The sequence below is a fragment of the Qipengyuania sp. BR81-2 genome, from assembly GCF_055693895.1.
The window spans coordinates 972,925-998,166 of the sequence record NZ_CM146344.1; the positions used below are offsets into that span (position 1 = coordinate 972,925).

Genomic DNA, 25,242 nt, shown 5'->3' on the forward strand with positions numbered 1-25,242 from the left:
TGGCCATCATCTGGCCTCAATTCGCCGCAATTCCGCCATTTTTCGGCCCACATTTTTCATGGCCTTAGCGCTCCCCAAGGCCGCGACTCGCTGCTAACGCCTGCCGTGATGGCCGAAAAGAAGCACCTCTACCTCGTCGACGGGTCCGCCTATATTTTCAGGGCGTACCACCGCCTGCCTCCGCTGACGAACCCGGAAGGTACACCGGTCGGTGCGGTCTATGGCTACACCACAATGCTTTGGAAGCTGGCGGAGGATCTCGACAAGGCCGACGGCCCGACGCACCTCGCCGTGGTGCTCGACAAGTCGAGCAAGTCCTTCCGCAACGAGATCTACGACCAGTACAAGGCAAACCGCCCCGATCCGCCCGAGGACCTGGTGCCGCAGTTCCCGCTGATCCGCGACGCAACGCGCGCCTTCAGCCTGCCGCTGGTGGAAGAACCCGATGTCGAGGCCGACGACATGATCGCCTCCTATGCCCGCGCAGCGCAGGCGGAAGGTTGGGACGTCACCATCGTCTCTTCCGACAAGGACCTGATGCAGCTGGTCGGCGAGGAGAACGGTGCGCGGATCGACATGCTCGACACGATGAAGAGCGCGCGCATCTACATCGAGGAAGTCGAGGAAAAGTTCGGTGTGCCGCCCGAGAAGGTTGGCGACGTGCTCGCGCTGATGGGCGACTCGGTCGACAACATTCCGGGCATTTTCGGCGTCGGCCCGAAGACCGCGAGCAAGCTGATCGCCGAGCACGGCGACCTCACTTCAGCCCTCGATGCGGCTGCGGACATGAAGAAGTCCAAGCTGAAGGAGCGCCTGCTCGAGCACCGCGCGGATGCCGAGCTCAGCCGCGTGCTCGTCACGCTCAAGGAAGACTGCGGCCTTCCAATCGAGCTCGAGGACATGAAGCTCGACGGCGTTCCGCCCGATCCACTGCGCGCATTCTTGGAGACGCACGGTTTCACCAGCCTGATGCGCCGGCTCGACAGCGGGAACGGCAGCCCGGGTCGCCCGACAGACCTCAACCCGGCCAAGCAGGAAACTGCGGGCGCTCCGGCCGGCAGCAAAGGCAATTCGCAGCCTCTTCCGGAAATGCCCGCAATCGACCGCAGCGCCTATGAATGCGTGCAATCGATGGACCGGCTCGAAGAGTGGATCGAACGGGCGCACGCCACACGGCTAGTTGCCGTCGATACCGAGACCGACAGTCTCGATCTCGATCAAGGCGCGCCTTGTCGGCGTCAGCCTCGCGCTCGGCCCGAATGACGCCTGCTACATCCCGCTGGGCCATGGCGGCAGCGACATGTTCGCCGAGAAGCCCGAGCAGGTGGACAAGGCCCAAGCACTGGCCGCGCTCAAGCCGCTGCTCGAGGACGATGCCGTTCTCAAGGTCTTCCAGAACGGCAAGTACGATCTCAATGTGCTCGCGCGCGAAGACATCATGGTCGCACCGATCGACGACACCATGATCATCAGCTTCGCCCTCGATGCCGGACGCGGCGAAGCGGGTATCGGAGGCGGCCACGGGATGGACGAACTGGCGGAGCGCCATCTCGGCCACACCTGCCTCAGCTACAAAGAGGTCTGCGGCACCGGGAAGAAGGCGATTCCCTTCGGCGAAGTACCGCTCGACAAGGCCACCGAATATGCCGCCGAGGATGCGGACGTCACCTGGCGCCTCCATGCCCACCTCAAGCCCCGGCTTGCGACCGAGGGCGGCACCAAGATCTACGAGCGGGTCGACCGCCCGCTCGTGCCGGTCGTCGCCGGAATGGAACGGCACGGCATTAAGGTCGACCGCACGCGGCTGGCCAAGCTGTCGGAGGAATTCGCCACCGAGACCTCGCGCCTCGAAGGCGAGATCCACGAGATCGCCGGACAGGAATTCACCGTCGGCAGCCCCAAGCAGCTCGGCGAAATCCTGTTCGACAAGCTGGGATACAAGGGCGGCAAGAAGGGCAAGAGCGGCCAGTATTCGACCGACCAGTCGGTGCTCGAGCGACTGTCGGGCGACGGTGCGGAAATTGCGGACAAGGTCCTCGAATGGCGCCAACTCGCCAAACTCAAGTCGACCTATACCGACGCGCTTCAGGAAGCGATCAATCCCGAAACGAAGCGCGTGCACACCAGCTACAGCCTCGTCGGCGCGCAGACCGGCCGGCTTTCATCGACCGACCCGAACCTGCAGAACATCCCGATCCGCACCGAAATCGGTCGCCAGATCCGCGAGGCGTTCGTGGCCGAGGAAGGCAATGTCCTGCTCGCCGCCGACTATTCGCAGATCGAGCTGCGGCTGGCCGCACACATGGCCGATGTCGCTCCGCTCAAGGAGGCCTTCGAACACGGAGAGGACATCCACGCGCGCACCGCGACCGAGATGTTCGGCGAGGTCACGCGCGACACCCGCGCCCGCGCCAAGACGATCAACTTCGCCATTCTTTACGGCATTTCGCGCTGGGGCCTTGCCGGCAGGCTCGGTGTCGAGGCGGACGAAGCGCAGGAGATGATCGACACCTATTTCAAGCGCTTCCCCGGCATCCAGAAATACATCCTCCACACACTCGAAAGCGTGCGCGAACGCGGTTATTCGGAGACGCTCTTCGGCCGGAAGACCTGGTTTCCGCGCATCAATTCGAAAAACCAGGCCGAACGGCAGGGCAGCGAGCGTGCAGCCATCAACGCACCGATACAGGGCACCAGCGCCGATATCATCAAGCGCGCCATGGTTCGCATGAACCCCGCTCTTGAAGAGGCAGGCCTCGGCCATGTGCGCATGCTCCTCCAGGTGCATGACGAACTCGTCTTCGAGCTGCCCGAAGGCGATGTCGAGAAGGCCTCGAAGGTGATCGAGGATGTCATGTCCGGCGCCGCCGAACCGGCGGTAAAGCTCTCCGTGCCCCTCGGCGTGGAGATCGGCACGGGCAAGAGCTGGGGAGCTGCGCACTAGCATGATGACCCATCGCTTCAGGATGCCGATGCGTTGGCCCAATGCCGTGCTGCTGCTCTTGATCGGCGGCGCGATGCTCGGACTTATCTACCTCGTCTACCAGACGGTGGAAGCCGAGAGGGCAGAACGCGAGCAAGCGCAGCTGACCTCGGACATCATCGAGGAGCTGCAGCGCGTTCACACGGCCGCGCTCAACGGCGAGACCGGACAACGCGGCTACCTGATCACGCTCGATCGGCGTTATCTGCGCCCCTATCAGGAGGGCAGCGAGCAGATCGAACCGGCGCTACGCCGCATGCGCGACCTGCTGGGCGACAATGCCACGACGCGCCAACAGGAACTCCTCGACGAGATCGATGCGCTCTCGCGCGCCAAGTTCGCCGAACTGGAGAATTCGGTCTTGCTACTCGAGGACGGCCGCCTCCTCGACGCGCGCCGGCAAGTGCTGACCGACGAAGGTCAGGAGACGATGGAGCGGCTGCTGCGTGCACTCGGTGAAATGGAGGAAATCGAGCGGGATATCCTTGCCGAACAGGCACGCGATACCGCGCGCATCGAAGGCCGCGTCTTCCCGCTCCTTGCGGGGCTGATCTTCCTCTTGCTGCTGGCCATCTTCCTCGGCTCGCGGCTCGTTTCGCGCGCCGCCCGCGCCGAAGCGGAGGCCGCACAGGCTGCTGCCATCGGCGAAGCGCGTGACCGGGCCGACCTGCTCGCCCGCGAGCTCAATCACCGGGTCAAGAACCTGTTCGCCGTGGTGCTCGCGATCGTCCAGATGAGCGCGCGCGACAAGCCGGAGGCAAAGCCGGTTACCGATGCCATCGCCCAGCGTATCCGCGCATTGCTCACCGCGCACGAAGTCAGCCAGGGCGAGCTCGACCGCGAGCTCGCATCGCTCGAAGCGCTCGTCGAGACCTCGCTCGCACCGTACCGTTCTTCCAAGCATGTCGCGAAGATTTCCGGGCCCGAAGTGTTGCTTCCGGCGAAACGCATCACGCCCCTCGGCCTCGTCCTTCACGAGCTGACAACAAATGCGGTCAAATACGGCGCATGGTCTGCAAATGGCGAAATCGACGTGAGCTGGACGCGTGACGACGGTTTGGTGACGCTGGTCTGGAAGGAAACCGGAGTGGCACTCGACGGGGAACCCGACCGAAAGGGCTTCGGCAGCCTGCTGATGGAAAGCGCAGCGCGCCAGTTCGGAGGCAGCGTGAAACGCGAATTCGCCGCCGACGGACTTATCGTCACAATCACGGCTCCGGATAGCGATGTGCCAAGCCTTGCCACAGGCGGGCAGCGCACATAACCATTGGCGGGCATGCTGGACCGCTATGACCCGCGCAATTGGCCGATTTCCTATGAAGGCCTGATCCACACGCTGATCGTGCTTGGCGGCGCGCTGGTCGTCGCCTTCGTGGTCCACTGGATTATCTTCGCGATACTCCTGCGCCTGACGCGTCAATCGAGCAGCCCGATCGACGATGTCATCGTGGTCAGAATCCGGCGTCCGATGCGCTGGCTCATGTTCGGCTTCGCCGTATCCATCGCAGCGGAGAATGACGCGCTCGTGGGAAATGGCTGGGACCATTTCGCTGGCTTCATCACGCCCGCGCTTATCGGCTGGGTCGCCTTCGCTTTCGTGAAGGGTGTCGCCGCAGGTTACGAGCGCCAGATCGAACTCGAAGGGCGCGAAGTCGAAACGCGCGGCTATCGCACGCGCATCGCGATCCTTTCGCGCACGGCTCGCGTCGCGATCGTCATCATCACTATCTCGCTGATAATGTTCAACATCCCGGGCGTACGCGATATCGGCACGACCATGCTGGCCTCTGCGGGTCTTGCCGCGTTGGCCGTCGGTGCGGCCGCCCAGCCGGCCTTGAAATCGCTGATTGCGGGCCTCCAGATGGCACTAACCCAGCCGCTTCGTATCGGCGACCTGGTCAAGGTCGACGGGCAGGCGGGCCGCGTCGAGGAAGTGCGAATGAGCTTCGTGACCGTGCGTACTTGGGACGAGCGTGTCCTCGTGGTGCCGACAAGTCGCTTCCTCGACCAGAGCTTCGAGAACTGGTCGCGCGTCAGCGAAAAATTGACCGGCCCGGTCATGCTGCACCTCGACCCGGTCGCGGAGATTGAGCCAATCCGCGAAGAGTTCGAACGCTTCGTGAAGGCTCACGAACTGTGGGACGGTCGCAATCTCGCGCTCCTCATGACCGAGGCCTATCCCGAAAGCATCGAGCTGCGCCTGTCGATGAGCGCGGAAACGATCGGCGATTTGTGGACGCTGCGCTGCGAAGTGCGCGAGCACATGCTCGCGTGGCTCAGGGAGCACCAGCCCGACGCGCTGATCCGCCACCGCCTCGAGGTAGAGGCGGCGAACCAGCGCGCCATGGGCGGCTAGCTCTTTTCGTTTGAGTGCTTGCTGTCGCGGGTGCTCTCCAGCATGCCTTCGTGAATGAAGCCGATCGGCTGGACTTCGGCCGCACGCTTCTTAAGCTCGCCGCGCATCTTGCGATACTCGGCCTCCATGCGGGTCGTGACGGTCGCACGGCTGTCCTTGAGTGCTTCGGTAAAGTCTGCCGCGGTCACTTCCTGCACGTCTCCGCCTGCTCGCTGCAAGGCGTTGAGACCCGCGCGACGGACCACGTCTTCAAGGTCGGCGCCGGTAAAGCGCTCGGTCTTTTCTGCGACGGCGCCGAGGTCGACATCGTCCGCCAGCGGCATGTTCGCCGTATGGATACCAAGGATCTGCTTGCGCCCCGGCTTGTCGGGAGTTCCGACATAGACCAGTTCGTCGAAGCGACCGGGCCGCAGGAGTGCGGGATCGACCAGCGTGGGGCGGTTCGTGGCACCGATGACCACCACTGACTGCAGCTCCTCGAGCCCGTCCATCTCAGCAAGGATGGTGTTGACCACCCGGCCGGTCACCTGAGGCTCGCCCTGTCCGCTACCACGGGCAGGAACGAGGCTGTCGATCTCGTCAATGAAGACGACGCATGGCGCCACGGCGCGGGCGCGCTTGAACATGCGGGCAATCTGCTGCTCGCTCTCGCCGTACCATTTCGACAGGAGGTCGCTCGATTTCATCGAGATGAAATTGGCCTTGGCTTCCTTTGCCACCGCCTTTGCAAGCAACGTCTTGCCGGTGCCCGGCGGGCCATAGAGCAGGAAGCCCTTGGCCGGCCTAATCCCGAGCCTGTGGAAGGCATCGGGGTTCTTCATCGGCAGCTCGATGCCTTCCTTCAGCTTCTCGATCGCATCGCCGACACCGCCGATATCGGACCAGCCGACATTGGGCATCTGCACCATGACTTCGCGCATGGCCGAGGGCTGGATGCGTTTGAGCGCCGAGAGGAAGTCCTCGCGCGTCACGCAAAGCTCGTCGAGCACTTCGGGCGGAATGGTTCGCTCGTCGAGGTCGATCTTGGGCATGATGCGGCGCACCGCGTCGATAGCGGCTTCGCGCGATAGCGCGGCGATATCCGCGCCGACGAAACCGTAGGTGGCCTTTGCCAGTTCGGTGAGGTCGACCTTGTCGCCCAGCGGCATGCCGCGGGTATGGATGCCCAGGATTTCGCGGCGACCCTTCTCGTCGGGAACGCCGATCACGATCTCGCGGTCGAAACGGCCCGGACGGCGCAGGGCTTCGTCGATCGCATCGGGCCGGTTGGTGGCTGCGATCACGACAAGGTTGGACCGCGCTTCCAGCCCGTCCATGAGCGTCAGGAGCTGGGCGACGAGCCGCTTCTCGGCTTCACCCGGAACCCGGTCGCGCTTGGGTGCGATCGAGTCGATCTCGTCGATGAAGACGATGGCCGGAGAGGACTTGCTCGCCTCCTCGAAGACTTCGCGCAGGCGCTTTTCGCTTTCGCCATAGCCCGAGCCCATGATTTCCGGCCCGTTGATTGTGAAAAAGTTCGCATCGCTCTCGTTCGCGACAGCCTGTGCGAGGCGCGTCTTTCCAGTGCCGGGTGGGCCGTGGAGCAGCACGCCCTTGGGCGGGTCCACACCGAGACGGATGAAGAGCTCGGGATAGCGGAGCGGCAGTTCGACCATCTCGCGCAGCGCCTGGATGGTGTCGTCGATACCGCCGACATCATCATAGTTGACGACAGCGCGTGCATCGCGCGGCGCTTCGAATTCGGCGCGCAATTCGACTTCGGTATCCTCGTCGATATGGACAATGCCCTTGGGCGTGGTCGAGACGACCGAAAGCCGGATCTGGGTCAGTGCATAGGCAGGCGCGTTGAACATCCTGCGCACTTCGGGCGGCATGTTCTGCACCGGCTGCTGCCCCGTCGTCGCGACAAGGTCGCCTGCGGTCAGAGGCTTGCGGAAGAAGTTGCGCTTCAGCGCCTGGGCCGGACCCTGCAATCGCATCTCGCGCTGCGCCGGAGCGAAGATCACTCGGGTTGCCGGCCGCGATTCGACAGCGACCACCTGCACATGCTCTCCCGAACCGACTTCGGCATTGCCGCGCTGGAGACCGTCGAGGCGAATGACGTCGAGCGACTGGTCCTCGTCATACGCCGGCATGGCGATCGCGACCGTGGCGCGCTTGCCGGTGATCTCGACGGTGTCGCCCTCGGTTATACCAAGCGCCTGGAATGCGGAACGCGGCATGCGCGCGATGCCCTGCCCGCTCTCTTCCTGCCTCGCTGCTGCGACCTGCAGCCGAACCGTTTTTTCATCTGCCGCCGTCGCAGTGTCAGCATCGGCCATATGGGGTAAGCTCCCTCTCTTGCGTCATTCTCTTACGCTCCCAATTGGGTGCGCCTGCAGAAACTACAATGAGGAACGTCGCCCAGAGGTCCGGCGATCACTGGCTCCAGACAAGAAAAAAGCCCGGCGGGAGAACCCACCGGGCTTGGAAAGTCTTGGGAGAGGATGCCTGAAAGGCAGGCTTAGATATGCTCCCGAGAACCATTTTGTGCAAGTGCGAAAAGAACAAGGATTGTTGACTGAAACGCAACTCTAAGCACGCAACTCCATGTTTTTTAAGACATCGAGGCTGTCACTTACCTCGCAGGTGCAGCACAGGATCGCGCTTTTTGCGGCTCCAGAGACGTTCCGAGTGTTGCCACATAGTCGGTCTGGTCACCTGTCAGCGGATTGGTGCAGGGAAGTTTTTCGATCGTCAGGATGAAAGGCTCTTCCCCCGGCACAGCGCCTTCGAGTCCGCGGAAAATCCAGGTCGTTTCGTCGCCCCCTCGCAATACGTCCACCACGCGGTAGCCCGGGCCGCCATAGGGCTGGCTGATCGACATCTCTTCACCGCGGTTCTCGAATTGTATGAAAGGCTCGCTGAAATTCACCTTGAAGTCACCCGATCGCGGGGAACCGGCAAGGTGGCCGAGGCGCTCGTTCTCGCGTTCCAAGACCTGTGGCTGCGGCATCGGCGGTTGCGCATCCGGGGTCGGCTCCGGCTCACAGGCGGCGAGAAAGGGCACGAGGGCTGCCAGGGCTGCAAGGCGTATCATCGGCTCTCCTTCATCCGGGGGTGACACAGTCGCGGGCGGGCGCTAGCAGCCTCGCTTGTAACGGAGGACCGATGAACAAGCTCTTTCCAGATGCCGCTTCCGCCCTTGAGGGGCTATTGCACGACGACATGCTGATAGCCAGCGGGGGCTTCGGCCTCTGCGGCATCCCCGAGCGACTGCTCGAGGCGATCCGCGAGAGCGGGGTGAAGGGGCTGACCTTCGCCAGCAACAATGCCGGGATCGACAACGAGGGCATCGGCATGCTGCTGCGCACGCAGCAGGTAAAGAAGATGATTTCCAGCTATGTCGGTGAAAACAAGGAGTTCGAGCGGCAATTCCTGTCCGGTGAGCTCGAGGTAGAGTTCTGCCCGCAGGGTACGCTTGCCGAGCGCATGCGCGCAGGCGGTGCCGGCATTCCCGGCTTCTACACCAAGACGGGCGTCGGAACGCAGGTCGCCGAGGGCAAGGAAGTGAAGACCTTCGACGGCGAGGATTACATCCTCGAGCGCGGAATCTTCGCCGATCTCGCCATTGTGAAGGCGTGGAAGGCGGACGAGACGGGCAACCTCGTGTTCCGCAAGACCGCACGCAACTTCAACCAGCCGGCAGCGACCTGCGGCAAGGTCTGCATCGTCGAGGTCGAGGAAATCGTCCCGACCGGCAGCCTCGATCCGGACTGCATCCACCTGCCGGGCGTCTATGTCCAGCGCATGATCGTGGGCGCGCCCTACGACAAGAAGATCGAATTCGTGACGACACGCGAACGGGAGACCGCGTAATGCGCGCCGCACTCGTTTCGCTTGCCGCGCTCTCGCTGGCCGCATGCCAGACCGTGCCCGATGCCGCCGCACCCGCGACGGGTCTCGATGCGCCCGCTCCCTCCAGCATGCAGTGGCTCTACGGTTCGGGCGAAGCGGCAGGCGCCTCGATCCAGGCATGGCGCGGCATTGCCGACTATGCGATCGCACGCAGCCGCGAACGCCGCATCCCGCAGTCGGTAGCCATGGGCATCGGCGGCGACGTCGCGGAGCCGCAGAGCTGTGCACGCGGCGACAGCTGGAAGCCGCTCGCGGTCGTCTTCGACGTCGACGAGACGGTTATCCTCAACCAGGGTTACGAATACTGGTCGGCCTCGACGGGCAACGAGTTCACCAAGCCGACCTGGGAGATCTGGGAAAGGACCGGCGCCAGCTATGTTCGCCCGGTGCCCGGCGCGGTCACCGGCATCCGCCGCCTGCGCGAAGCCGGAATCACGCCCGTCTTCAACACCAATCGCGAATTCAGCCCCGAAGGCGCCGCGCGGGCGATTGCCGCTGCCGGTCTCGGCGAGGCGATCCATCGCGACACGCTGTTCCTGCGCGGTGATGACGGCGTCGACAGCGGCGACAAGGACGGCCGCCGCGCGCTGATCGCAGAACGCTACTGCGTAATCGCGCTTGCAGGTGATAATCTCGGCGACTTCGCCGATGTGTTCAACGACGACAGCCGCACACCGCCCGAGCGGCGTGAGCTGGCAGCACGCGGCGATCTCGCCCAGCTTTGGGGCAATGGCTGGTTCGTCCTGCCCAACCCCGTCTACGGCTACTCGCTCAAGGGCACGATGGGCGAAGTCTTCCCCGAAGGCACCCGCTGGAGCCCCGAGACCGCGCCTGCAGATGCGCCCGCAATCATGAATGAAGGCAACTGACATGACCGATACGCAAGCCCGCACCGGTTGGGACCGCAACCAGATGGCTGCCCGCGCCGCGCAGGAGCTCGAGGACGGCTATTACGTCAACCTCGGCATCGGCATTCCGACGCTGGTCGCCAACCACATTCCCGAAGGCATGCATGTCACGCTGCAGAGCGAAAACGGCATGCTCGGCATCGGCCCCTTTCCCTTTCCGGACGATGTGGATGCCGACCTGATCAATGCTGGTAAGCAGACGATCAGCGAACTGCCTCATTCGGCCTATTTCGACAGCTCGCAGAGCTTCGCGATGATCCGCGGCGGTCACATCGACCTCACCGTGCTCGGCGCGATGGAAGTGGCCGAGAACGGCGACATCGCCAACTGGATGATCCCGGGCAAGATGATCAAGGGCATGGGCGGCGCGATGGATCTCGTCGCCGGTGTGAAGAAGATCATCGTGGTCATGGATCACACCAGCAAGGCGGGCGATCCCAAGTTCATTCCCGAATGCACGCTTCCGCTCACGGGACAGAACGTGGTCGACATGATCATCACCAACTTCGGCGTATTTCACCGCAAGGATCACGACAGTCCGTTCCGCCTCATCGAGCTCGCACCTGGTGTGACCGAGGAGGATATCGCGAACAGCACGACTGCGAAATACGAGGTCGCTCTCGGCTGAGGCAGCAATGGCCGAGTGGCTCGACCATCCGCGCAACGAGAGGGCCCCGCTTGCAGGGCTTAAGGTGCTCGAACTGGCACGGGTGCTGGCCGGTCCTTGGGCAGGGCAGATCCTCGCAGATCTCGGCGCCGATGTGATCAAGGTCGAGAGCCCCGAAGGCGACAATACGCGTATCTGGGGCCCACCCTGGGTCGAACACGCGGGCGAAAGAACCAGCGCTTACTACCATGCCTGCAATCGCGGGAAGCGCGGTATCGTGGCCGATTTTCGCAACGGAGAAGACCTCGCCCGTGTGGCGGAGTTGGCGGCCGGAGCGGACGTTGTGCTGGAGAATTTCAAGCCCGGCGGTCTCGCCAAGTTCGGCCTCGATTACGAGACACTAGCAAAGGCCAATCCGGAGCTCGTCTATTGTTCGATCACCGGCTTCGGGCAGGAGGGCCCGCGACGCGACGAGCCGGGATATGATTTCGTCATCCAGGCAATGAGCGGTTTCATGGCCCTCACCGGAGAGCCGGATGGAGATCCGATGAAGATGGGTGTCTCGATCAGCGACCTGTCCTGCGGACTATGGGCTGCCAACGCAGTCCAGTCGGCGCTGCTCATGCGGCACCGTACCGGCAAGGGTCAGTGGATCGACATCAGCCTGCTCGATTGCTCGGTCGGCCTGCTCGCTAACCAGGCGATGAGCTACCTTGCCACGGGCGAGAACCCGCCGCGCATGGGCAATGCGCATGCGCAGGTGAGCGCCTATGGCGTGTTTCCGACCAAGGACGGCAAGGTCGTGCTCGCCCCTGCCAACGATGCGCTGTTCCGCAAGCTGTTGACCGTGCTCGAACGCACTGACCTGCTGGAAGACGAGCGCTATTCGACCAATGCGAACCGCGTCGCGAACCGCGAAGAGGTTGACGCGCTGATCGCCGAAGCCACCGCACAATGGACACGAGACGACCTTCTCTCAGCCTGCGCGCAAAGCGGCATCCCCGCAGGACCGATCAACGACATCGACGAAGTCTTCGCCGATCCGCAGATCAAGGCGCGCGGAATGAAGGTCATGCCTGAAGGCATGCCGGGCGTGCGCAGCCCGTTCGTGTTTTCCGATGCCGAGCTTGCGCTCGAGGTCGCATCACCCACCAAGGGGCAACACGACCCCAATTGAGATCAGGCCAGCGCCGCCTTGAGATCGTCGACCAGGTCGGTCCGCTCCCAGGGGAAGAAATCGCCGTCTGCGGTGCGACCGAAGTGGCCGTAGGCCGCGCTCTTGCGATAGATCGGCTTGTTGAGGCCGAGATGCGTGCGGATACCGCGCGGGGTCAGGCCGCCGAGCTTGTCGATGCCAGCAATCGCTTTTTCGAGCGCTTCGTCGGTCACGCCTTCGGCGCAGGTGCCGTGCGTGTCGACATAGAGCGAGAGCGGCTTGGAGACACCGATCGCGTAGGAGAGCTGGATGGTGCAGCGCTTGGCGAGGCCGGCAGCGACGATATTCTTCGCGAGATAGCGCGTGATGTAAGCGGCCGAACGGTCGACCTTGGTCGGGTCCTTGCCGCTGAATGCGCCGCCGCCATGCGGGGCCGCACCGCCGTAGGTGTCGACGATGATCTTGCGTCCGGTGAGACCTGCGTCACCATCGGGCCCGCCGATTTCGAAGGCACCGGTCGGGTTGATGTGCCACTCGGTCTCGTCCGACACCCAGCCTTCGGGCAGGATTTCGGTGACGACCTTCTTCACATAGGACTTGAGCTCGGCTTCCTTTTCGCCCTCGTGGTAACCCTTGCCGTGCTGCGTCGAGACGACGATTGCGGTGCAGGCGACCGGTTTGCCGTCTTCGTAGCGCAGCGAAAGCTGGCTCTTGGCGTCGGGCTCAAGGAAGGGCGCAGTGCCGTTCTTGCGGTCTTCGGCAAGGCGCTCGAGAATCTTGTGGCTGTAGTCGAGCGTAGCCGGCATGAGGTCGGGAGTTTCGTCGCAGGCGAAGCCGAACATGATACCCTGGTCGCCTGCGCCCTCGTCCTTGTTGCCGCTTGCGTCGACGCCCTGCGCGATTTCCGAGGACTGGCCGTGCAGGTGGTTCTCGAAGGTCAGCGTGTTCCAGTGGAACCCGTCCTGCTCGTAGCCGATTTCGCGCACGGTGCGGCGCACCGCCTGCTCGATCTCGTCCTTCGCGCCCGGAGCCCAGCCGCCGTTGTCGGCCCAGTCGGGGTTTTTCTTGTCGTACATCGGGGCACACCGGATCTCGCCCGAGAGGATGACGCGCTGCGTGGTCGTCATAGTTTCGCAAGCGACGCGCGATTCCGGGTCTTTCGCAAGCATCAGGTCGACGATGGCGTCCGAAATCTGGTCGGAGACCTTGTCGGGATGCCCTTCGGAAACACTCTCGGACGTGAACAGGTAATTGGTGCGCATGGAGACCCCGATAAAAGATATAAAGATAACTTTAAGTGTGGTCAGGTTGGTAGCGGGCAGAAAGCCGACTTGCAACCAGCGAAACGGCTAAAAGAACTATACCCCAAAATAGTGTCAGCCAGTGCCCGAAACGGGCAAAAAGAGTAGGCTCGCCAGCGGGCGGAACCACTGCGTCGATCCGCGCCGCCTCGTTCCTGCCGATTGCGTGACGAACGATGCCGCGCGCGTCGATGATGGCGCTGATGCCGGTAGTAGTGGCGCGGAGGACTGGTAGCCCCTCCTCCACTGCTCGCATGCGCGCTTGCGCCAGGTGCTGCGGCGGCCCCCATGTGCCGAACCAGCCGTCGTTGGACGGGTTGAAGATGTAATCCGGGCGGTTCCCGCGCTCCGCGACCTCGCCGGAGAAGACAATCTCGTAGCAGATCTGCATGCCTGCCTTGCCCCAGTCGCCGAAGTCGAAAGTCTGCGGTCCGGGTCCGGGAATGAAGTCGATGGAGCCAGCCACAAGCCGCCTGAGGCCGAACGGCTCAAGCCAGCTGCGCAGCGGCAGGTATTCACCATAAGGCACCAGATGTGCCTTGGCGTAGCGCTGGCCGAGATTGCCCTCCGCATCGATCGGGGTGATCGCATTATAGGCCCCGGTCGCGCGCTCGCGGCCGTCGACTTCACCGATTTCGAGATCGACAGCTCCGGTCAGCAGCAGGCTGCCCTCGCCGATCGTCTGCCCGATACGATAGCGGGCGAATGCCGGGTCCCCGCCGGCAGTCATCTGGACGTAGTAGCGCCGCGGATATCCTTCGCGCAGGTAGTCGGGAACGCCGCTCTCGGGCCACAGGACAAGCCGCCGGCTGACGGGTTTTTCCGGCCTGCTGAGCGCTGCAATGCGCTGGAACTGTTCTTCGAACTTGCTCGGGTCGTCGAGTTCTTCCTGCCGCAGGTTCGGCTGCACCAGCGTGACCGGAAGGAAGCCGTCCTCTTCGGCAGGGGCCGGCCAGAACATGCCCGCGGAGAACACCACTATGATTGCGGCAAGGGCAATCCACCTGCGGCTGGCGAGCGACCATGCCAGCAGGCCCGAAATCGCGACCGCGATGCCGGACAGTGCGTAAGTGCCTGTCGCAGGGAGCAGTCCCGCCAGACCTGCCCGCTCCCAGTCTCCCAGGAATGCCATCGAGAACGGACCCCAGGCATAGCCGGTGAAGACCCAGCTGCGCAGCCATTCGGCGGCGATCCAGGCGGCCCCGAAGGCGAGCGAAAATACGGGCAGCTTCTGCTTTCTCGCGATCAGCCAGCCCGCAAGTGCCGCCAGTCCCGGATATACTGCGAGGTAGAGGGACAGCAGCGGGACCGCCGCCCAGCCGAGCGCAGCGGGCAACTCGGCCTGGTAGGTGAAGGCCGTCGCGATCCAGTTGTTGGTCAGCGTGAAATGCGCAACGCCGAACACCCAGCCGACGAAGAAGGCGCTTCTCGCGCTCTCTTGCCGGTGAACGAGCCAGACGAGCGCACCCATCGCAGCGAGCGCGAGTGGCCAGATATGCAGGGGCTGGAAGCCGGTTGCCGAAACCAGCCCCAGCAGGAGCGCGCTCCATCTTGGGCGGCGCACCATGAACTCGGTGATACGATCCATCGCCCCGCCTGTTACGTCAGGCGGCGGCGTTGGCAAGGAAAAGTGAGATGGGCGAGCGCGATCAGCCGACCGCGCTCACGTCCTCGTCTTCTGCAGGCTTGCGGCTGCGACGACGCGGTGCCGGCTTGTCATCGTCGGTACCGATGGCCGGCGGAAGGGCCGATACATCGATCTCGCCCTCATTGCCTGGCGCGCCTTCTTCGCCCTTCTTCGCCTTGCGAGGGGCACGACGCTTCTTCGGAGCCTCGTCCTCGTCGTCCTTGCGGGTGAAGGGATTGTCGGCGGGCTCGAAGTCGTCGCCGTCATCGTCGTTCGAGCTGCGGCGGGGCTTGCGGCCGCGGCCGTCCTGCTGCTGACCCTGGTCGTCATCACGGCGACCGCGAGCCTTGCGGCCCTTGCGGCGATCGTCACCGTCATCGTCGGAATCGTCATCGTCCGACTGGTTCTGGCCGCGATCTTCGTTGCGCTTGGCCTTGGCCTCTTCCTGGCGGGCCTTGTTGTCGGCGATCACGCGGAAATAGTGGTCGGCGAACTGAAGATAGTACTCGGCCTGGACGCGGTCGCCATTGTGCTGGGCGTCCTGTGCAAGCTTCTTGTACTTGTCGAGAAGCTGGGGCGCGTTGCCCCGTGCCCGGCTGTCGATCCGGTTGGCAGAATTGCCGCCGCCCTGGTTGCGGTTGTTGTTACGACCGCGGCGACGGTTGTTGCGATTGCTGTTCAAGGAATACTCGTCCTTTTAATGGCGCGGCGCGAACCCTCGGCTCGCCTGTTATCCGCCTTGCCCATCGAACACGCTGCGCCCTCTCGCAGCATGCGCGCCCCTGTTTGTGCATGGTATACGAGCCGTTTGGCACGCACCGGAACTGCAATGTCGGAGCTTAGAACCGGCGGGTCGGACACGTCCGCGCACCACTGGCCTATGGCCAGAGGTAAAGCCTCGAATCGGCTTTGCCAACCCCTTTATGTCAAAATCAGGGCGCGTGGACGGTTTGCAAGGTCGCGCCTGAGCGCAACTTCGAAGCCTGCCGCACGCGCAATTTCACTCACAGCGCCGGATTGTTCATGTCCGATTTCGAGAATCGCTACGCCCCGGTCGGTCATTAAATTCCGCAATTGCGGAATGATGATACGATAGTCGTCGAGACCCTCTGGTCCTGCAAAGAGCGCCGAGTGCGGTTCGAATTCGCGCACATCCCTGTCCAACTGCGCCGCTTCCTCGACATAGGGCGGATTGCACAGGATCAGGTCGAAGCGGCCGAGATCGTCTGCCCATCCCTCTTTCCGCCAGTCGAGGAGGTGGAAACGCACTCGATCCTCTATGCCCAGCCGGTCGGCATTGTCGTGGGCCACCGCGAGAGCGGCAGGCGACCGGTCGGTACCGACACCCAATGCCCGCGTCTCCGCAACCACGCTGAGGAGCAAGGCGCCGCTTCCTGTACCGAGATCGAGAACGCGCTCCGCGTCATGCTTCAGCTCGAGCGCGGCCTCGACCAGTACTTCGCTGTCTCCGCGCGGGATCAGCGTATCGGGCGTAACAAAGAACTCGCGGCCATAAAACTCCTGATGCCCGAGGATATGGGCGACAGGCTCGCATCTGGCGCGCCTGTCCACCAGCGCCCCGAACTCCGCCGGAGCCTCGTCCCGCATTGCGCGCAGGAGCATGTCTGATCGCGCAATTCCGAGGACATGCGCCATGATTAGTTCGGCATCGAGCCGCGCGGTTTCGCTGGTCTGGGAAAGCCGGTCCGATGCGGCGCGGATGGCATCGGCGACTGTCGGGCGAGCAGCGTCAGTCATTGAGCGCGGCGAGCCGCTTCGCCTCGTCCTCGGCGATCAGCGCGTCCACCATCTCGCCAAGGCCCGGCCCAGCGATGATTTCGGGCAGCTTGTGCAGCGTCAGGCCGATCCGGTGGTCGGTCACGCGTCCTTGCGGGAAGTTGTAGGTGCGGATGCGCTCGGACCGGTCGCCGCTGCCGACCATGGCCTTGCGCGCTTCGGCCTCGGCACCCTGCGCCTCGTCGCGCATCTTCTCGTAGAGACGCGCGCGGAGCACCTGCATAGCCTTCACGCGGTTCTTCTGCTGGCTGCGCTCGTCCTGGCAGGTCACGACGAGGCCGGAAGGTTCGTGCGTGATGCGCACGGCGCTGTCGGTCGTGTTGACATGCTGCCCGCCCGCGCCACTGGCGCGATAGGTGTCGATCTTGAGGTCGCCTGGAGCGATGTCGATATCGACCTCGTCGGGCTGCGGGAGCACCGCCACGGTCGCCGCAGAGGTGTGGATACGCCCGCCGCTCTCCGTTTCGGGCACGCGCTGGACGCGGTGCACGCCGCTTTCGAACTTGAGCTTGGCGAACACGCCCGTGCCGGTGACGTTGGCAACGATTTCCTTGAAGCCGCCGACTTCGCTCGCATTCATGCTGACCGGCTCGACTTTCCAGCCCTGCTCGGCCGCGAAGCGCTCGTACATGCGGTACAGATCGCCCGCGAAGAGCGCCGCCTCGTCACCGCCCGTACCTGCGCGGATTTCCAGCATGGCGGGCTTGTTGTCAGCGCTGTCGCGCGGGAGCATTGCAATAGAAAGCGCGCGCTCGGCTTCGGGAAGACGCTCGCGCAGCGCGGCCAGCTCTTCCTCGGCCATGGCCTTCATCTCAGGATCGGCGAGCATTTCCTCGAGGCTCGCGATCTCCTCGCGCGCCGCCTTCACCTCGGCAGCGACCTTGGCGACGGGTTCGAGCTCGGCATAATCGCGGCTCGCCTTGACGAACTCGTCACCCTCGAGCGTGCCCGAGGCCATCCGCGCCTCGAGCTCGGCGAAGCGGTTGGCAATCTGGTCTAGGCGTTCGGCAGGAACCTGCATGATCAGTCGAGCAGCTTCTCGAGCGATTCGGTGGCATGTTTGTCCGCCTTGATGCGCACATGTTCCGCGCCGTCACGGATAGCGAAGGCAACGATCTTCTCCGCGCCCGCCTTCACTGCCTTGTCGAAGCGCTTACGCGGGCTTCCCGAGGCTATAAGTTCGGCCGAGTGACCCGCAGCCCTGATCTTTCCGACGGCGGTAATCGCGCGGTCGACAAGCTCGTCGTTCTCGACGACGACGATCACGTCTGCATTGGGTTCGCTTTTGTCACCGACCAGCATGGCTAGGCGCTCAATGCCTGCAGCCCAACCCACGGCAGGAGTCGGCGCTCCGCCGAGGCTTTCCATCAGGCCGTCATAGCGGCCACCACCGAGAATCGTGCTCTGGCTGCCGAGCCTGCCAGCCGCTTCGCTGCCCTCGTCGGGAATGAATTCGAAGGCCGTGTGGCGATAATAGTCGAGGCCGCGCACAAGGCTTTCGGCACGCGTCCATTTCACGCCTGCCGCATCGAGGCCGCTCGTCACCGCGTCGAAGAAGGCGCGAGCGTCGTCGGAGAGGAACTGGTCGATCTTCGGCGCATCGGCGACAAAGCGCTGGTCGCGCCGGTCTTTCGAATCGAGGATGCGCAGCGGGTTCTTTTCCAGCCGCTCCTGAGAATCCTCGGACAATTCGTCCTTCACCGCGCGGAAGTGCTCGACCAGCGCAGCGCGCCAGGCTTCGCGGCTATCACCGTCACCCAGCGTATTGAGGTGCAGCGTCACGCCCTCGATGCCGAGTTCCTTCAGAAGCTGGTCGGCCATGGCGAGAAGTTCGACATCGGCCTGCGGCTCTGCCGCACCGATGATCTCCGCATCGATCTGGTGGAACTGGCGGTAGCGACCTTTCTGCGGACGCTCGTACCTGAACAGCGGTCCGTGCGCCGCGACCTTGAGGGGCGCGTGCTGCTGCCAGCCGTTCGAAAGATAGGCGCGCGCGATGCCCGCAGTGAACTCTGGTCGCAGCGTCAGCGATTCGCCGCCGCGATCGTCGAACGAATACATTTCCTTCGACACAACGTCGGTCGTCTCGCCGATCGCGCGACTGAAAACTTCCGTTTTCTCGAAGACCGGCATTTCGACCCGGCGGAAGCGGTAGAGCTTGCGCACGCGCTCGAATGTATCGACGACAAAGGCGAATGCCTCGGCGTCGGGTCCGAAAATGTCCTGCGTTCCACGGATTGCTTGCGGTGTCTTTGGCATGGGAGGCGCGATTACGACCATCGTCCCCCTTCCGCAATGCCTCTCAAGGCGCTAGGGCGCGCGGCGAAGTCTTTCTGGGGAGAGGGGCCGACATAATAAACACGCAAGCTAGAGAGCCTAAATGCGCATCGACAAGATCCCCGTGGGCGATAATCCGCCCGAAAGCCTGAACGTCATCATCGAAGTTCCCACCGGCGGCGAACCGGTGAAATACGAGTTCGACAAGGAAAGCGGCGCGCTGTTCGTCGACCGCATCCTGCACACGCCGATGCGCTATCCGGCGAACTACGGCTTCATCCCGCATACGCTTTCGGACGACGGCGACCCGCTCGACGCGCTGGTCATCTCGCGCTCGCCCTTCATCCCGGGCTGTGTGGTGCGTGCGCGCCCGATTGGCGTGCTCAACCTCGAAGACGAGCATGGCGGCGACGAAAAGCTGATCTGCGTGCCGGTCGACACGACGTTCCCCTATTACTCCGACGTCGGCCAGACGAAGGACCTGCCTTCGATCATCTTCCAGCAGATCGAGCACTTCTTCACCCACTACAAGGACCTCGAGGCCGAGAAGTGGGTGCGCATAGGCAATTGGGGCGATGCCGAGGATGCCAAGCGCATCGTGCTCGAATGTATCGAGCGCTACGAGAACACGAAAAACTGATCACCGCAGGGGCGCTGAAAGGCGCCCCTTCTTCTTGGCGGTACGCCTATTCGACGGGCCGTGACGAGATCGAGCAGGTCCTTGTCCTGCTCTCCACCGCTTTCGCGCCGCTCCCGCTCCACCATTTCCGCAATTTCGTCGGCAGGCCGCACGTCCTCGTCGACCTCGGGAGCGGTGACCTGTCGTACTTCCTTCTTCGGCTGGGAAGGCTCGCTCCTCGCCTTGCCCTCCATGATGTTCTCGAAAGGAACGGCAGCCGAACGCGGATCGAAACGGACGCGATAGATCGGTTCGGGCAGACCGAAGCCGGCATCCTCGAGCGCCTTCTTGACGGTTACGATCGCCACGCTCTGCGACTTGAACCAATCCGCCTTGGTTTGGTCGATCCAGCCGAGGAAGCGGATCACCACATTGCTGTCACCCACTTCGACAATCCGGGCCTCGGGCGCCGGTTCGTCGAGCACGAAATCGAGCGCGGCGAGCTTGTCGCTGCCGAGCTGGCGTGCAGCACGTGCGTCGTCGTCGGCATCGACCCCGAGATCGAACTGGAAGCGCCGCTGCGGATTTCGGGTGAAATTCGTTATCACTGCGCGGAAGACCTGTCCGTTGGGAATGCGCAGGTGGTTGCCGTCGAGCGTCATGAGCACGGTTGCACGGCTTGTCAGGCGGATGACCCGGCCTTCCAACTGGTCGATCAGCACGTGATCGTTTGCACGGAATGGCTGGCGCAAGCTAAGCATCAATGACGCAAGGTAGTTCTCGATCGTCTCGCGCAGCGCGAAACCGAGCGCGAGGCCGATCACACCCGCGCCGCCCAAAACAGCGCCAAGCAGGGCCCCGGCTCCAAGGATGTCGAGCGCGACGACGAGGCCGCCTACCACGAAGATGAAGCGGATTGCGCTGGCAATAAGCTCTGCGAGGAAACCGTTGGGGGCGACCCTTTGCCAGAACCAGGACCATCCCGCGATCAGGTATCCGATGAACGAAATGATCGCCCAGATGCCGAGCGCAAGGCCGATCAATGGCAACATCTCGATGAAGCTGTTCCAGCGATCCGCCAAGCCAGCGATGCCCGAACCGTCACCCGAGATCGACAGGTCGCGCTCGAGGTCGTTCTCGACTGTCACGACCCCGGAGACCCGTGCAGCAATCGCCTCGGCGCGCGCCACGGCTTCCTGGTCGGGAACGGTGCCCGACAGGGTAACCACTCCCTGGCTGACATCGATCGTCACGTCATCGAATGCGGGAAGCTCCGAGAAGATGCCCCTTATGCGTTCTGCGATGCGCTCGTCGGCGCCTTCGTCCTGCGTGTCCTCAATCGTCTGGACCGGTATTTCGACCTCGGCGGGTACTTCGGGCTCGGGCGTGGCTGGAAGCAGCGCTGCAGCGGGTGTCGCCGCCAGGAGAAGAAGGCTGGCGAGCAGTCGCTTCATTCGCCGGCCACCGTCATGCCGTCGATGCGGAGCGTCGGCACGTTGACCGAACGGATCATCTCGAGATCGTTTGCCGGAGTGAGGGCACGGAACATGTCCTTGAGATTGCCAGCTATCGTGATTTCCGCAAGCGGTTCGGCGATTTGGCCGTTCCGGATACGGAAACCCGTTGCACCGCGGCTGTAATCACCCGTGACCATGTTGACCCCCTGGCCGAAGAGCGAGGTGACATAGAGACCGTCCTCGATATCGGACATGAGCTGTTCGGGACTGACGTCGCCTGCAGGCATGTGAAGATTGCTTGTGCTGATCCCAGGTGCACCGCCGCCGCCGCGGCCGGCATGCCCCGTCAGCGCCAGGCCGAGCTGGTTGGCCGACGCCACATTGGTCAGCCAGCCGGTCAGCCTGCCCCCTTCGATGATCTTGCGCGGCGTGCAGGCGACGCCTTCGGCATCGAAGGGCCGCGAACGCAGGCCGCGCTTGCGATGTGGCTCCTCGATGATCTCGATACCGCTATCGAACAGCTGTTCATCCTCGTGACCGAGCAGGAAACTGGATTTGCGCGCGATAGCCGGTCCGCCGATCGCGCCGATCAGGTGGCCGATCAGTCCGCCGCCGATACGCGGGTCGAGGACGACCGGGAATTTCTCGCTCGGCATCGACTTGGGGTCGAGTTTTGCGATTGTGCGCTCTCCAGCTTCTCGCCCGATCTCGGCGGCTGGCGGCAGGTCTGCGAGAAAGCGTGCACCGCGTTGCGCGTAGTCGGTCTGCATGTCGCCGCCTTCGCCTGCGACCATGCTAGCCGAAAGCGAGAAGCCGGTCCCTTCATACCCGCGCGCGAAACCGGTCGAAGTGGCGAGCGCGACCACCGATCGGTCGGCGCTGACGCCGGCGCCATTGCTGTTCGTGACACCTTCCACCGCCCTCGCGGCATCCTCGGTCGCGAGCGCCATCTCGCGCAGCGTCTCAGGGCCGGGTTCGGCGGAATCGGCAAGCTCGAGCTCGGGCATTTCGCCGGTAAAATGGCGATCCTCGGGGGCCAGGCCTGCGTATTCGTCCTCGGGCGCGTGACGAGCCATCTCGACCGCCCGTTCTGCAAGCGCCTTCAGTCCCTCAGGCGCAAAGTCGCTGGTATTGATCGAGGCCGAACGCTTGCCGACGAACACCCTGAGGCCGATCTCTTCGCTCTCCGAACGCTCGACCGCTTCGAGATCGCCGAGCCGCACGCTCACCGATTCCGAAGAGTTCGCGCGCGCAACGGCATCGGCCGCGTCGGCCCCCATCCGCTGGGCCAGCGCGACTAGGTCCTGGCAGCGCGCCAGAGCAGTTTCATGATCAATCATCTGGGGTCACAACTCCGAATTCCGGTCTTGGGGTCCGGCTAGGGAGGTGCGGCGTGTGGTGCAAGCCTCAGGCAGTAGCGGCAAAAATTGCCTTCAGGAGCCCGGTGAGGACAAAGGGCAAGCCGATGGCCAGTGCCCAGAGAAGGAACTGGTCGCGGCGAAACGCGGGACGCAGGTCCTCGTCGGCCGCCTCGGCATCGGAAAGGTCTTTCCAACGCTTTTCGAACCAGCGGCATGCCGGGATGATGGCTGCAACGAGGATGACGAGGGCAAAATATGGAAGCGTCGAGGAGCTGCCCTCCTTGAGGGCATTGACGGTCACGAAAATCTGAAGGCCGGTATAGACAATGAGGGCCGTGGCCACATTGTCGCTCATCGCCTTGCGCCAGTCGCGCTGATGCTCGTGCTCGTGGCTGTTCTCGATTGCCTCGCCCATTCTCAGTCTCCCCAGACTTCCTAGCGACTCCGATAGTTTCAAAAATGTTGCAGCATGGCAAGCGTCAGTGCGCAGATTGCTGCACTTCGACCCGTTCATGCACGAATCTTGCCAATTCGTCGATTAGGATGGCCTACGGGGGTTTTCCTGCAGGTTCTCCATGCTATGGCCCTGCGCATGGCCGAAGATCTCCTGAGCGCTGACAACGAAGCCGTACACGACGCTGCCCCGCCCATTCCGCAGGGCGGACTGGAAGTGATCTCCATCGCCAAGAGCTACGACAAGCGGCAGGTCCTGACCGATATCTCGCTGACCGTCGGCAAGGGCGAGGTGCTTGGCCTGCTCGGCCCGAACGGTGCCGGCAAGACCACCTGCTTCTACTCGATTATGGGCCTCGTGCGCCCCGACGCCGGCCGTATTCTCATGGACGGTGAGGATGTGACCAACCTGCCCATGTATCGCCGCGCGATCCTCGGCCTCGGCTACCTGCCGCAGGAAACGAGCATTTTCCGCGGCATGACGGTCGAGCAGAACATCAATTGCGTGCTCGAAATGGTCGAACCCGATCCTGACACGCGCGCTGCCGAACTCGACCGACTGCTCGACGAATTCGGCCTCACCCGCCTGCGCGAAAGCCCCGCCATGGCGCTTTCGGGTGGTGAGCGCCGCCGCGCCGAAATCGCGCGAGCACTCGCTGCGAAGCCCTCGATCATGCTGCTCGACGAGCCTTTCGCAGGGATCGATCCGCTCTCGATCAGCGACATTCGCGACCTGGTGAAGGACCTCAAGACACGCGGCATCGGCGTCCTGATCACCGACCACAACGTGCGCGAGACCCTCGAAATCGTCGACCGCGCCTGCATCATCTATGGCGGGCAGGTCCTATTCGCCGGCACACCCGAAGCGCTGGTCGCCGACGAGAACGTGAAGCGTCTCTACCTCGGCGAAAATTTCACGCTGTGATGACGGCGCGCGCCTGGAGTTGAGGTCATGGCGCTCGGTCCGAGGCTAGACCTACGGCAAACGCAATCGCTGGTTATGACGCCGCAGCTCCAGCAGGCGATCAAGCTGCTGGCGCTGTCCAATCTCGAAATCGAGACCTTCGTGGCCGATGCGCTTGAGAGCAATCCGCTGCTCGAGATCGGAGAGGTCCGTCACGAAAAGGGCGAGGATACGGGCGAGACGCAGCCATCAGAGCACGAGGCGACCCCCGATTTCGATGGCGAATCCGCGCTCGATATCGCCGAATATGCCCGCACCACCGAAGCGGCTCCCGGCGACAGCGGCGACTGGGCGCAGACGCCCGGCAGCGGCGGCGCAATCGATGGCCTGCCCGATCTTGAGAACCGATCCAGCGACGGGCCAAGCCTCGCCGAACACCTGTCCGACCAGATCGGCGCCCTGTCCTATTCTCCAAGCGAAGCGATTATCGCCAACCGCATCGTCCACGAGCTCGACGAGGCAGGTTATCTCCATACTTCCCTGCGCGACCTTGCCGACGACCTCGGCGCGCCGCTGGTCGAGGTTGAGGATGCACTCGAACTGGTCCAATCGCTCGATCCGACTGGTGTCGGCGCGCGTTCCTTGCAGGAGTGCCTCAAGCTGCAGGCCAAGGAGGCCGACCGCTACGATCCGTGCATGGCGCGGCTCATTGAGAATCTCGACCTCCTCGCGAGCGGCGACATCGCGCGCCTCCGGCGGCTGTGCGAGGTCGACGAGGAAGATTTCGCCGACATGCTCGCCGAGCTGAGGGGGTACGATCCCAAGCCGGGGTGCCGCTATGGCGGCGAGAGCGAGGCGGCGATCGTGCCGGATGTGCTCGTCTCGCCTTCCGATGGTGGCGGCTGGCAGATCCGCATCAACGAAGCGAGCCTGCCCCGCCTCGTGGTCAACCGCGAATATTACGTCGAACTGGAAGCGGGCGCGCGCGACAAGGCCTCGCGTGCTTGGCTGAACGAACAGCTGGGCGAGGCCGACTGGCTGATCCGTGCGCTGGACCAGCGCCAGAAGACGATCCTCAAGACCGCGAGCGAGATCGTCACTCTGCAGGAAGGCTTCTTCCGAGAGGGTGTTTCAGCAATGCGCCCGCTCACCCTGCGCGAGGTGGCGGAGAAGATCGAGATGCACGAATCGACGGTCAGCCGCGTCACCAGCAATAAATATCTCTCCTGCCCGCGCGGGACCTTCGAGATGAAGTATTTCTTCTCTAGCGGGGTTGCGGCAGCCGACGGTGAAGGCGCCAGCAGCGAGGCGATCAAGGCGCGCATCAGGGCCTTGTGCGATGCGGAGGACCCCAAGAAAGTCCTGTCCGACCAGAAACTTGCCGATCTGCTTAACGAGGAGGGCTTCGATCTCGCCCGCCGGACGGTGGCGAAATATCGCGAAGCGATCGGCATCGGATCGAGCGCGCAAAGGCGCCGCGAGAAGAAGCTTCGTAACATTTGATGCAGTGACTGGTGCAGCCCGACAACAGTCGAAAAA

At 63.5% G+C, this 25,242-nt stretch carries 20 protein-coding genes and 1 pseudogene; 10 read left to right on the forward strand and 11 right to left on the reverse strand.

Annotated features, from left to right (window positions below):
• Positions 1-108 precede the first annotated feature (108 nt).
• The 3 genes and pseudogenes from polA (at position 109) to ACZ1G8_RS04765 (ending at position 5,339) form a co-directional block, all read left to right on the forward strand.
• Positions 109-2,944: pseudogene (polA, locus tag ACZ1G8_RS04755) on the forward strand (DNA polymerase I).
• Position 2,945: 1 nt separating this feature from the next.
• The gene (locus ACZ1G8_RS04760) at positions 2,946-4,247 is read left to right on the forward strand and encodes a sensor histidine kinase (RefSeq protein ID WP_472680653.1); all 1,302 of its coding nucleotides are present in this window, start codon (positions 2,946-2,948) and stop codon (positions 4,245-4,247) included.
• 12 nt (positions 4,248-4,259) lie between these two features.
• Positions 4,260-5,339 (forward strand): mechanosensitive ion channel family protein, encoded by a 1,080-nt coding sequence (locus tag ACZ1G8_RS04765; RefSeq protein WP_472680655.1) that lies wholly within the window; start codon positions 4,260-4,262, stop codon positions 5,337-5,339.
• Here ACZ1G8_RS04765 and ACZ1G8_RS04770 read toward each other — a convergent pair.
• Both ACZ1G8_RS04770 and ACZ1G8_RS04775 read right to left on the reverse strand, forming a co-directional pair.
• A complete protein-coding gene (locus ACZ1G8_RS04770; RefSeq protein ID WP_472680657.1) occupies positions 5,336-7,660 on the reverse strand; it encodes a CDC48 family AAA ATPase in 2,325 nt (774 codons plus the stop codon). The genes ACZ1G8_RS04765 and ACZ1G8_RS04770 overlap by 4 nt on opposite strands.
• Positions 7,661-7,956: 296 nt before the next feature.
• Positions 7,957-8,418, reverse strand: coding sequence for a hypothetical protein (locus tag ACZ1G8_RS04775; protein ID WP_472680658.1), 462 nt, complete (start codon positions 8,416-8,418; stop codon positions 7,957-7,959).
• 71 nt (positions 8,419-8,489) lie between these two features.
• Between ACZ1G8_RS04775 and ACZ1G8_RS04780 the strand changes: the two genes are divergently transcribed.
• From ACZ1G8_RS04780 to ACZ1G8_RS04795, 4 genes are read left to right on the forward strand one after another with little or no spacing between them, the layout of a single operon-like run.
• Complete coding sequence (locus ACZ1G8_RS04780; RefSeq protein ID WP_221427502.1) at positions 8,490-9,197, forward strand: CoA transferase subunit A; 708 nt, start codon at positions 8,490-8,492, stop codon at positions 9,195-9,197.
• Entirely contained in the window at positions 9,197-10,105 is a 909-nt protein-coding gene (locus ACZ1G8_RS04785; protein ID WP_472680660.1) for a 5'-nucleotidase, lipoprotein e(P4) family, read from the forward strand. Before ACZ1G8_RS04780 ends, ACZ1G8_RS04785 begins: the two co-directional genes overlap by 1 nt.
• A gap of 1 nt (position 10,106) precedes the next feature.
• On the forward strand, positions 10,107-10,772 hold the full coding sequence (locus tag ACZ1G8_RS04790) for a 3-oxoacid CoA-transferase subunit B (protein WP_472680662.1): 666 nt from the start codon (positions 10,107-10,109) through the stop codon (positions 10,770-10,772).
• Between the two features lie 7 nt (positions 10,773-10,779).
• Positions 10,780-11,928 (forward strand): CaiB/BaiF CoA transferase family protein, encoded by a 1,149-nt coding sequence (locus ACZ1G8_RS04795; RefSeq protein ID WP_472680663.1) that lies wholly within the window; start codon positions 10,780-10,782, stop codon positions 11,926-11,928.
• A gap of 2 nt (positions 11,929-11,930) precedes the next feature.
• On the opposite strand, the gene metK is transcribed toward ACZ1G8_RS04795, so the two are convergent.
• The 6 genes from metK to hisS form a co-directional block, all read right to left on the reverse strand.
• A complete protein-coding gene (metK, locus tag ACZ1G8_RS04800) occupies positions 11,931-13,169 on the reverse strand; it encodes a methionine adenosyltransferase (RefSeq protein WP_472680664.1) in 1,239 nt (412 codons plus the stop codon).
• Positions 13,170-13,200: 31 nt separating this feature from the next.
• Entirely contained in the window at positions 13,201-14,796 is a 1,596-nt protein-coding gene (lnt, locus tag ACZ1G8_RS04805; RefSeq protein ID WP_472680666.1) for an apolipoprotein N-acyltransferase, read from the reverse strand.
• A gap of 61 nt (positions 14,797-14,857) precedes the next feature.
• Complete coding sequence (locus ACZ1G8_RS04810) at positions 14,858-15,517, reverse strand: DUF4167 domain-containing protein (protein WP_472680668.1); 660 nt, start codon at positions 15,515-15,517, stop codon at positions 14,858-14,860.
• Between the two features lie 239 nt (positions 15,518-15,756).
• Positions 15,757-16,593: a peptide chain release factor N(5)-glutamine methyltransferase gene (prmC, locus tag ACZ1G8_RS04815; protein ID WP_472680669.1), complete on the reverse strand. Its 837-nt coding sequence runs from the start codon at positions 16,591-16,593 to the stop codon at positions 15,757-15,759.
• The gene (prfA, locus tag ACZ1G8_RS04820; protein WP_472680671.1) at positions 16,586-17,653 is read right to left on the reverse strand and encodes a peptide chain release factor 1; all 1,068 of its coding nucleotides are present in this window, start codon (positions 17,651-17,653) and stop codon (positions 16,586-16,588) included. The genes prmC and prfA overlap by 8 nt, the downstream gene beginning before the upstream one ends.
• Positions 17,654-17,655: 2 nt before the next feature.
• Positions 17,656-18,891, reverse strand: a complete 1,236-nt coding sequence (gene hisS, locus ACZ1G8_RS04825) for a histidine--tRNA ligase (RefSeq protein ID WP_472680673.1) — start codon at positions 18,889-18,891, stop codon at positions 17,656-17,658.
• Between the two features lie 121 nt (positions 18,892-19,012).
• On the opposite strand from hisS, the gene ppa reads away from it, so the two are divergent.
• On the forward strand, positions 19,013-19,549 hold the full coding sequence (ppa, locus tag ACZ1G8_RS04830; RefSeq protein ID WP_221427492.1) for an inorganic diphosphatase: 537 nt from the start codon (positions 19,013-19,015) through the stop codon (positions 19,547-19,549).
• Here ppa and ACZ1G8_RS04835 read toward each other — a convergent pair.
• The 3 genes from ACZ1G8_RS04835 to ACZ1G8_RS04845 all read right to left on the reverse strand — a co-directional run bounded on the left by ACZ1G8_RS04835 (position 19,528) and on the right by ACZ1G8_RS04845 (position 22,761).
• Positions 19,528-20,982, reverse strand: coding sequence for a BON domain-containing protein (locus tag ACZ1G8_RS04835; RefSeq protein ID WP_472680675.1), 1,455 nt, complete (start codon positions 20,980-20,982; stop codon positions 19,528-19,530). The two genes, ppa and ACZ1G8_RS04835, sit on opposite strands and share 22 nt — an antisense overlap.
• Positions 20,979-22,325, reverse strand: a complete 1,347-nt coding sequence (locus ACZ1G8_RS04840; protein WP_472680677.1) for a TldD/PmbA family protein — start codon at positions 22,323-22,325, stop codon at positions 20,979-20,981. Before ACZ1G8_RS04840 ends, ACZ1G8_RS04835 begins: the two co-directional genes overlap by 4 nt.
• A 67-nt stretch (positions 22,326-22,392) precedes the next feature.
• Positions 22,393-22,761, reverse strand: coding sequence for a hypothetical protein (locus ACZ1G8_RS04845; protein ID WP_472680679.1), 369 nt, complete (start codon positions 22,759-22,761; stop codon positions 22,393-22,395).
• A 177-nt stretch (positions 22,762-22,938) separates the two neighbouring features.
• Here ACZ1G8_RS04845 and lptB point away from each other — a divergent pair, with 177 nt between their 5' ends.
• Both lptB and rpoN read left to right on the forward strand, forming a co-directional pair.
• Entirely contained in the window at positions 22,939-23,724 is a 786-nt protein-coding gene (gene lptB / locus ACZ1G8_RS04850) for an LPS export ABC transporter ATP-binding protein (RefSeq protein WP_221427488.1), read from the forward strand.
• A gap of 27 nt (positions 23,725-23,751) precedes the next feature.
• Positions 23,752-25,206, forward strand: coding sequence for an RNA polymerase factor sigma-54 (rpoN, locus tag ACZ1G8_RS04855; RefSeq protein ID WP_472680681.1), 1,455 nt, complete (start codon positions 23,752-23,754; stop codon positions 25,204-25,206).
• Positions 25,207-25,242: the final 36 nt, after the last annotated feature.